Here is an 8,083-nt window from a genome sequence, read left to right as displayed (position 1 = left end):
GCGCCGGTCGCGGCCAGCGCCTGGGGTGACGGTCGCGGGGGTGGGCGCCGTCCACCTCGGCGCGGCCGAGCAGGGTGATCCCGTAGGTGTGGGCGCCGACGGCCAGCGCCATGGGGGCGGCCGCCCGCGTGTGCGGGCCCGCCCCCGAGCAGGACGTCGAGCACGCGGCAGGCCGCCATCGCGGCCGGGCCCGCCGCCGTGTGCTTGAGACGCAGGTCGTAGGCCCAGGCGGCGCCGGCGAGCAGGCCCGCGAGCGCGAACCCGCGCCGTCCGCCGAAGACCGCGGCGGTCGCCACGCCGGCGCCGGTCAGCGCGGCGGCGAGGCCGAGGGCGCCTTCCGGGCTGATCCGGCCGGAGGGGATGGGCCGTTCCGGCCGCTCCTTCGCGTCGATCTTCCGGTCGGACCAGTCGTTGAGCGCCATACCGGCCCAGTAGAGCAGCACCGACGCGGCGGCGAGGCCGGGCCGGGCCGATCGCCCGGCCGCCGCAGCACCGGCGAGCGTGTCCCCGGGAACCGACAGCGCGGCGGGCGCGCGGACCAGCTCCAGCCAGGCCCTCACGGCCGCGCCTCCGACAGGGCCTGCGCGAACGCCACCAGCCGGGCGTACTGGGTGGGCAGGTCGTGCCCGGCGCCGCCCAGCGGGTCCTTGAAGAAGTAGCCGAGCTCGGGGAGCACGCCGCTGTGCCCGGTCTCGTGCGCCCGCGCGACGAGCCGTACGAGGTCGAGGACGAGCGGGGCGGCCAGCGCCGAGTCGCAGCCCTGCCAGGTGAACTGCATGGTCATCCGGACGCCGAGGAACCCCTCGAACGTGATGTGGTCCCAGGCGGTCTTCCACTCGCCGAGGTCGGCCACGTAGTCGATGTGCGTCAGGCCCTCGACGTCCTCGCCCACGATCGCGGGCACGGCCCGCGCCTTGCTCGCCGACTTGCTCTCTCGTGCGGCGGGGTCGGCCAGCGTGGCGCCGTCGCCGCCGCCGAGGAGGTTGAGCCCCGACCACGAGCGGACCCGCAGCGCGCGGCCGGCGAACATCGGCGCGAGCGCGCTCTTGACCAGCGTCTCCCCGGTCTTGCCGTCGCGTCCCGCGTACGGCAGGCCGCCGCGCCGCGCCAGCTCGTCCAGGGCGGGCGGCGTCGGGCCGGCGGAGGGGGTGAACGCGACGTAGCCGCAGCCGGCCGTGAAGGCCGCGTAGGCGTACAGGGAGCTCGGAGGCAGCACGTCCTGCCCTGACGCCAGCGCCTCCTCTAGGTCGGCGAGCGTGGCGTACGGCACCTCGGCGGGAGGCTCGGTCGACGACACGTCCACCACGACGACGCGGGACAGGCCGTGCCGCTCCCGGAAGTCCGCGATGTCGCCGGCGAGCCGCCGCGCGGCCTCCGCCTGGCTCTCCTCGCCGGGGACGTAGCCGTGCCTGATCTCGGCCTCGGCGGCGTCGAGATCCGCGGCGAGCAGGGTCGTCAGGACGGGAGGGAGCACGCCCGCCTGGGCGAGCAGCTCGGCTCTCTTGCGCAGCGGGGTCGCGACCACGTCGTGACCGCCGAACACCAGGTCACCCAGGGGGGTGAAGTCCCCTGGGAAGCCCGCGGCCTCGATGACGCAGCCGGTGGGCGGGGCCGCACCCGCGCGAACCGCCGCCGCTCCGACCACCGCCGTGGTCGCGACGGACCCCCGAGCGCCGACCAGCCAGACACCGATGGGCACTGTAACTCTCCCGTCAACTCGGGTATGAAGGATGACCCCGGAACATTCGGATAGTAAGAGGGATCTTTCGTCACTGACAAGCAAAAGTTTCCTGTGAGCTACAGAAAGTTCACCCACCTGCACGGGAACACTTTGCGCGCTCTCGGCCGCCGGCGCGTCGACCCGATAGGCGCGGACGCTCGCAGCCGCCGCCGCCCCTCCGAGCAATCACGGATCCTCGAACTTTGTCCTCTAGATGGAGAAAGTTCAAAAGATCATGAAAAAACTTCTTCCACGTTAGGTAAAAGTGGCGTAACTTGCTCGCCAAGTGCTCCGCACAGTCATGAGGGGTCGGAGTGAGACGAACGGCGGTGCCCATGGCAGGACATCCAGTGGTTTTCCGCCACGGCGACGGCCGTCACACCTGACCGTCCCGTCCGCTCCTGAGGAGTCACCAGCGGCGCTCGGCCGCGTCATCGGGGGGGATCAAGGTTCTTCACGCAGATGGAGTTAGCAAGACGATGAGTGCGTACGAAGAAGAGATGGAGACGGCCGGCAACCTCGGACGCAGGCTGGGGCTCAACCGCCGCCAGTTCCTCGCGGCCACGACCGGCATGGCGGCGGTCGCCGCCGTGGCCGCGGCCGGTCCGCTCAAGTCGGCCGCGCGGGCGGCGACCGCGGCGGCAACGGCGTGCTCGTGCCGCCCGGCAAGCGGGGCATCATCCTGTACACGGTCCGCGACGCCATCACCCGCGACCCGCTGTCCAGCAACCTTCCTTCCGGCTTCCGCGCCGTGCTGCAGGAGCTCAGCCGCATCGGCTACAAGCAGGTGGAGTTCGCCGGCTACGCCCAGCACCGCAACGCCGAGGGCGGCGCCAGCCTGGAGAGCGTCGAGGGCGCCCGCCTGCTGCGCACCTGGCTGGACGACAACGGCCTGGAGGCCGAGGGCAACCACGGCTTCATCCCCGGCTCCTGGCCGCTGAGCCAGGCCGACCTCGACCGCTTCAAGCTCCACCTGGAGATCGCCAACATCCTCGGCATGGGCCACGTCGGCACCGGCAGCGACCCGACCGGCAGCGCGTACAAGGCCGACTGGGACGTGGCCGCCGAGAAGTGGAACACGCTCGGCGAGCTCGCCACCGCCGCGGGCCTCAAGCTGTACACCCACAACCACGACGTGGCCTACAGCTTCCTGCTCGACAGCGGCCCGCTCGACGCGCAGGGCCGGCCCACCCGCTCCTCCGGCATCCGCCGCCTCGAGTACTTCCTCACGCAGACCGACCCGGGCAAGGTCTGGCTGGAGATGGACATCTTCTGGGCGCACGTGGCCCAGTACAAGTACAAGACCTACACCGCGCCCGACGGCTCCACCCAGACGCAGGTCTTCAACCCGCTCGGCGTCGTGCAGGCCCAGACGATGCGGTTCCCGCTGTTCCACGCCAAGGACGGCAAGATCAACACCGGCACCTCCAACGGCTACGACATGGTTCCGTTCGGCACCGGCGACATCGACTACAAGAGCTTCTTCTCCGAGATGGGCGCCAAGGGCTACCACAACCCGATGTACGAGCAGGACAACGCCCCCGGCGGCACGGCCAACCCGGCGCAGTCGCTGCAGTACGCGGAACTGAGCTACAACAACATCGCCAAGCTCCGCGGCTGAGGCAGAGGCCCACCCGAGCATCTCGGCCAGTCATCTGACTATGGCGGACCGCCACGCGTTCGACCCTTCCACAGGCACGCGGCGGCCCGCCTTACCCTGCCACCCCCCTGAAAAGAAGAGGCGCAGCAGATTTGAAGCGTACTCGCATTCTGGTCGGCGGTCTCGCCGCCGCGTTGACGCTCCCGTTCACGGCGGCGCTCACCGCCGCACCGGCCCAGGCGCACGACGACGCGCTGCACTGGGAGAACTACGAGAAGGTCACCCTCACCAAGGACGTCGGCGAGCCGATCGACATGGCGATCCTGCCGGACAGCCGGGTGCTGCACACCGCCCGCAACGGCGACATCCGGATGACCGACCCCGCCACCGGTGTCACCAAGGTCATCAACACGATCGACGTCTACAACAACTCGGAAGACGGCCTGCAGACGATCGGGCTCGACCCCGACTTCGCGCACAACAAGTGGGTCTACGTCTACTACGCGCCCAGGAAGATGACCGGACCGTACCCGGAGACGACTCCGGCCGGCTCGGCGCCCAACTCCCTGCCCGCCGGCGCCGACGAGTCCTACTGGAACCAGTGGAAGGGCTACAACCAGCTCTCCCGGTTCAAGTGGGACGGCGACAAGCTCGACCTGTCGACCGAGCAGGTCATCATCAAGATCGAGACCAACCGCGGGCAGTGCTGCCACGTCGCGGGCGACTTCGACTGGGACGACGAGGGCAACCTCTACCTGGCCACCGGCGACAACACCCCGGCCAGCACCCCCGGTGCAAACGGCATGGCGCCCAACAACGACGCTCCCGGCATGAACCCGGGCTTCGACGACCGCCGCGGCGCGGGCAACACCAACGACCTCCGCGGCAAGATCCTGCGGATCAAGGTGGCGGAGGACGGCTCCTACACCGTTCCCGACGGCAACCTGTTCCCCAAGGGCACCGCCAAGACCCGGCCCGAGATCTTCGTGATGGGCGTGCGGAACCCGTTCCGCATGGACGTCGACGGGAAGACCGGGACGCTGTCGTGGGGCGACTACGGACCGGACGCCGGCGCCGCCGACCCCAACCGCGGCCCGATGGGTCTCGTCGAGTGGAACGTCACCCCGCTGAACAAGCCGATGAACGGCGGCTGGCCGTACTGCACGGGTGACAACTTCAACTACAACAACTGGGACTACGCGAACTCCAAGCCCCGTGAGTGGTTCGACTGCGCCGGCGGCCCGACCAACACCTCGCGGTGGAACACCGGCCTGGAGAAGCTGCCGCCCGCGACCCCGGCCGACCTGTACTACGGCGACCGCGCGAGCGACCAGCCGGCGGAGTGGTCCGGGCTGACCGAGTTCGACCCGGTGCAGAACGGCCAGGCCCCGATGGGCGGCCCGGTCTACCACTACGACGCGGACAACCCCTCGACGACGAAGTTCCCCGCATACTGGGACAACAAGTTCTTCTTCGGCGAGTTCTCCCAGGACTACCTGGCGGCGTTCACCGTGTCCGGCTCCGACGGCCCGGTCACCAAGATCGAGCACTTCCTGCCGAACGCCGAGCTGACCAAGATGGCGATGCCCATCACGGACAACCCGATGGACCTCGAGTTCGGCCCCGACGGGGCGCTGTACGTGCTCGAGTACGGCGACGGCTTCTTCCGGGCCAACCCCGACGCGGGCCTGTACCGCATCGACTACTCGCCCGGCAACAAGGCCCCGCAGGCGAAGATCACCGTTGACAGGACGTCGGGCAGCAGCACGCCGCTCACCGTCCAGTTCAGCGGCGCCAAGTCCTCCGACTCCGAGGCGGGCGACCTCACCTACGAGTGGGACTTCGACGGCAACGGCTCCTTCGACGCCAAGGGCGTGACGGCGACCCACACCTACGACAAGCTCGGGCAGTACACCGCCCGGCTCCGCGTCACCGACGCGGGCGGCAGGTTCGGCCTCGCCACGATCGAGATCACCGTCGGCAACACCGCGCCCAAGGTCAGCATCGAGACCCCCGGCGACGGCGGCTTCATCGACTGGGGCAACGCGGTTCCGTTCAAGGTCGCGGTGAGCGACCAGGAGGACGGCGACAACCCGACCTGCAGCCGCGTCCAGTGGACCTTCGGCCTCGGCCACGACACGCACGCCCACCCGATCACCACGGGCACCGGCTGCACCGTCACCTGGGCGACCCCGGCCGACGCGCCCGAGCACGGCGTGACCGAGAACATCTTCGGCGTGGTCGTGGTCAGCTACCGCGACAACGGCGCCAACGGCATCCCCGGCGCGAGCAGCGACGCCACGCTGATCCTCAACCCGAAGCTCATGCAGGCCGAGCACGGGGACGACAGCAAGGGTGTCACCAAGACCCAGGACGAGACGGCGTCCGGCCTCAACAAGGTCACCTCGTTCGACGCGGGCGACTACATCGGCTACGACCCGGTGAACTTCTCCGGCATCACCTCGGTGAAGACCGTGGCCACCGGCGCGGGCACCCTGTCGCTGCGCTGGAACTCGCCGACCGCGGCCCCGTTCGCGACCGTCGCGATCCCGGCCGGCTCCGGCTGGCAGACGGTGACCACCGCGCTGCCGAACGCCCCCAAGGGCAGCGGCAAGCTGTACGTCACCTCGACGGGCGGCGTGGACGTGGACGCGTTCACCTTCGTGGGCGACGGCGTGGCCGACAAGACCCCGCCGACCGTGACGGCCACCCTCAACCCGGCCCAGCCGAACGGTGAGAACGGCTGGTACACCGGCAACGTGACGATGACGGTCACCGCGACCGACAACGGCACGGTGTCGAGCCGGCAGTACTCGACCAACGGCGGCGCCACCTGGCTGAGCGCCAACAACGCGGTGACGTTCAGCACCGAGGGCACCACGGAGGTCCGCTACCGCGCGACCGACAGCGGCGGCAACGTCGGGCAGGGCACCCTCACCGTGAAGATCGACAAGACCGCGCCCGCGCTGACCGTGAGCGGCGTCGAGTCCGGCGACCACGGCGACTCGACCTCGATCACGCCTGTCTTCTCCGCCACGGACGCCACGTCCGGGGTGGCGAGCGTGACGGCGGCCATCGGCGACCTGCAGGTCAAGTCGGGCGAGGCGCTCCCCCTGTGGAAGCTGCCGCTCGGTGAGAACGAGCTGGTCGTGACCGCCAAGGACAAGGCCGGGCACACCACCAAGAAGACGGCGACCTTCACCGTCACGACCTCCTTCGGGGACGTGAAGGCCCTCCTCACCTCCTTCCGCGGCGCCGGCACGGTGACCGAGGACGGCGACGTCCTGATCGCGCAGCTCGACCAGGCGGCCAAGGAGGCCGACAAGGGCAAGAAGGACGACGCGATCAAGGCCCTCGAGCGGTTCACCGGCTTCGCCGGCGACGCCAAGCGGGTGACCGACAAGGCCGCGAGCGACGCGCTGATCCGCGACGCCAAGGCGCTGATCGAGCAGCTGCGCGGCTAGCCAAGACGTCCCGTGGGTCCGGCCCGGCCCGGCCGGGCCCACGGGGCCCCACACCCCCCAAACGCTCTGCAGAGGCGCCGGCGACCACGGCGGCATCGTGATGCCATCGTGATCGCCGGCGCCGAACTGTCCCTATCGGTGAACCGATGTAAAGGACATGAGGCGAATCCGGTACGGCGCGGCGGCCCTGGTGGCCGTCGCCTTTCTGTTGACGGGGTGCGGCGGCTCGGGCGAATCCAGCAGCGACACGGCCGGCAGCGCAGCCGCGCCCGTGGCTCCGGCCGGGGAGGCCGCCACCGCCGGGGCCATGGATCAGGGCGAGGAGCGGGCGCCAGCCACGGGCGGCGCGACCGGCGGGCAGGAGAAGACCAGGATCGAACCGGCCGACCGCGCGATCATCTACCAGGCCGAGCTCACCGTCGAGGCCAAGGACGTCACCGCGGCGGCCGACCGCGCGAAGGCGATCGTGACGGGCGCGGGCGGGTACGTCGCCGAGGAACGCAGCGAGTCCGTCTCGCGCGGCGTCCAGTCGATGATCGCGTTCAAGGTGCCCCCGGCGCGCTACGCCGACGTGCTGGCCCAGCTCGGACGCGACCTCGGGAAACGCACGTTTGTGCGGCAGAACGCGCAGGACGTCACCGAGGAGGTCGCCGACGTCGCCAGCCGGGTGAAGTCGGCCGAGGCCGCGCTCGGGCAGTTCCGCACGCTGCTGTCGAAGGCGAACAAGATCGGCGAGATCCTCGAGATCGAGCGGGAGATCTCCAGCCGCGAGGCCGATCTGGAGTCGCTGCAGGCCAGGCAGAAGGCCCTGGAGGCGCAGACCGGCATGGCCACCGTGACGCTCACCCTCGTGCCCCCGCCGGAGCACTCGGCCCGCGCCGCGAAGAAGGAGGAGGCGACCGGCTTCCTCGCCGGGCTGCGCGCCGGGTGGGACACCCTGACCGCGTCGACCGTGATGGCGCTGACCGTGCTGGGCGCGCTGCTGCCCTGGATCGTCGTGGCCGGGGTGGTGTGGCTGGCCGTCCGGGTCGTCATGCGCAGGATGCGCCGCCGTGCCGCCCCGCCGGCCGGTCCCGTGCCTCCCGGTGCCGTTCCCCCCGGCTCCGTTCCTCCGGTTCCTCCCGGGCGCGGGCCCGGCTTCCCCGCGGGTCCCGCGCCCACGGACGGCCCCGCCGGGCAGCCGCGCTTCGGCTCACCGGAGCCGGCGCCCCGCGAGGACCGGGACGAGGACCGGGACGACGAGAACCGGGACGAGAGCCAGGACCAGGGCCGGGAATCCGAGCGCACGCCGGGGTAGCG

The 8,083-nt window shown here is 70.8% G+C and carries 5 protein-coding genes; 3 read left to right on the top strand and 2 right to left on the bottom strand.

From position 1 onward, the window contains the following. On the bottom strand, positions 1–560 hold a 560-nt coding region (locus tag B1L11_RS23510), incomplete at its 3' end, for a UbiA family prenyltransferase (RefSeq protein WP_179155288.1). After that, a complete protein-coding gene (locus B1L11_RS23505) occupies positions 557–1,699 on the bottom strand; it encodes an inositol-3-phosphate synthase (protein WP_143737484.1) in 1,143 nt (380 codons plus the stop codon). The genes B1L11_RS23505 and B1L11_RS23510, both read right to left, overlap by 4 nt. Before the next feature lie 670 nt (positions 1,700–2,369). Here B1L11_RS23505 and B1L11_RS23500 point away from each other — a divergent pair. The 3 genes from B1L11_RS23500 to B1L11_RS23490 all read left to right on the top strand — a co-directional run bounded on the left by B1L11_RS23500 (position 2,370) and on the right by B1L11_RS23490 (position 8,081). Then, entirely contained in the window at positions 2,370–3,341 is a 972-nt protein-coding gene (locus B1L11_RS23500; protein ID WP_218671263.1) for a sugar phosphate isomerase/epimerase, read from the top strand. A 131-nt stretch (positions 3,342–3,472) separates the two neighbouring features. Then, the gene (locus B1L11_RS23495) at positions 3,473–6,784 is read left to right on the top strand and encodes a PQQ-dependent sugar dehydrogenase (protein ID WP_079316490.1); all 3,312 of its coding nucleotides are present in this window, start codon (positions 3,473–3,475) and stop codon (positions 6,782–6,784) included. 157 nt (positions 6,785–6,941) lie between these two features. Beyond that, positions 6,942–8,081: a DUF4349 domain-containing protein gene (locus tag B1L11_RS23490; RefSeq protein WP_079316489.1), complete on the top strand. Its 1,140-nt coding sequence runs from the start codon at positions 6,942–6,944 to the stop codon at positions 8,079–8,081. Positions 8,082–8,083 lie beyond the last annotated feature (2 nt).

Source organism: Microbispora sp. GKU 823 (genome assembly GCF_002027145.1).
Lineage (GTDB): Bacteria > Actinomycetota > Actinomycetes > Streptosporangiales > Streptosporangiaceae > Microbispora > Microbispora siamensis.
The sequence above is the reverse complement of the archived record's forward strand: the minus strand, read 5'-3'. Positions and strand labels throughout refer to the sequence as shown.

Bases quoted from the DNA above. Each gene is read 5' to 3' on its own strand.
- B1L11_RS23490 (WP_079316489.1), top strand. From the start codon at position 6,942: ATGAGGCGAATCCGGTACGGCGCGGCGGCCCTGGTGGCCGTCGCCTTT.